Here is a 1,343-nt window from a genome sequence, read left to right as displayed (position 1 = left end):
CAAGGCGCTTCGGCTGTCGGCGACGCTTCCCCTATCGCTCCCGGTAGGGGGTGTGGCCATCGAGGATCTCGATCGCCTCGGCGACCTGCTCGCGTTCGCGGGTGAGGAAGTCGGCCACTGCGTCGCGCAGCCCGGGGTGGGCGATCCAGTGGGCGGCGTAGGTCGGTACCGGGGCGTAACCCCGCTGGAGCTTATGCTCGCCCTGGACGCCCGCCTCGACCCGCGGCAGGCCGGCCGCGATGGCCCGCTCGATGGCCTGGTAGTAACAGAGTTCGAAGTGCAGGTACGGGACCCGCTCGCGGACGTCCAGCCGGCAGCCCCAGTTGCGCCCGTAGAGCGCCTCGGTGCCGAAAAGGTGCAGCGCACCGGCGATCCATGCCCCGTCCAGGCGCGCCATGACCCAGAGGGTGCGGTCACCGAGCCGTGCGGCCAGCTCGTCGAAGAAGCGGCGTGTCAGGTACCCCGGGCCAAGCTTTTGCCAGCAAGTTTGCTGATAGAGCCGGTCAAAGGCGTCCAGGTGCTCGGCACCGACCTCGTCGCCGCTCAGCGCGTGGATCTCCACCCCGCTCGCCGCCAAGGCGCGGCGCTCGCGGCGGATCTCCTTGCGCCGACGTTGGCTGAGGTGGGCGAGGAAATCCTCGAAGTCCCGGTAGCCCGCGTTGTGCCAGTGGTACTGGTGGGCAGTCCGCTGGAGCCAGCCGAACTCGCCGAGAACCTCCCACTCCTCGCGCCGCGGGAAGGTGATATGCACCGAGGAGAGGCCGAGTTCGGCGCAGATCTGTGTCAGCTCACCGGCCAGGGCACGGCGGATGGCTTCCGGTTCCGCGGCATCGGGGTGAACGGCCAGACGCGGCCCGGTGACCGGGGTGAAGGGAACAGCAACCTGGAGCTTGGGATAGTAACGGCCGCCGGCGCGCTCGAAGGCGTCGGCCCACCCCCAATCGAAGATGAACTCGCCGAAGGAGTGGTCTTTGATGTAAGCCGGACAAACGCCTTGTGCGGTCCCGCCGGGGCCGCGGGCCAACAGATGGCAGGGCTGCCACCCGGTGGCGGTGGTGGCCGAACCGCTGCGCTCCAGGGCGGCCAAGTAGCCGTAGCTCGTGAACGGGTCCTGTTCCCCGGCGCAGGCATCCCACTCAGCCGCCGGGACCTGCTCGATGCTCGCAAGGCGCTCGATGGCGATCACCCGTTGTTCCCTCATCCTCCCGATCGGCCCGGGGTCCGCCCGTCTGTCTGGGTGGTCAACGTAACTCTCGGCCATGATGGGCGTTCGAAGCCGCATGATCGGCGCACCCGCGCTGGGGGATTCCCGGCCTTCCGCATGCGGGGTGGCACGACAGCCG

1 protein-coding gene is annotated in these 1,343 nt (G+C 69.2%); it reads right to left on the bottom strand.

Going from position 1 to position 1,343, the window contains the following annotated elements; all coding sequences use genetic code 11:
• Nucleotides 1-31 precede the first annotated feature (31 nt).
• Nucleotides 32-1,201 (bottom strand): GNAT family N-acetyltransferase, encoded by a 1,170-nt coding sequence (locus tag CCR79_RS03845; protein WP_201168950.1) that lies wholly within the window; start codon nt 1,199-1,201, stop codon nt 32-34.
• Between the last annotated feature and the right edge of the window lie 142 nt (nt 1,202-1,343).

The sequence above is a fragment of the Halorhodospira halophila genome (assembly GCF_016653405.1).
Lineage (GTDB): Bacteria > Pseudomonadota > Gammaproteobacteria > Nitrococcales > Halorhodospiraceae > Halorhodospira > Halorhodospira halophila_A.
Note: the sequence above shows the minus strand (reverse complement) of the source record. Positions and strands in the feature narration are given on the sequence as shown.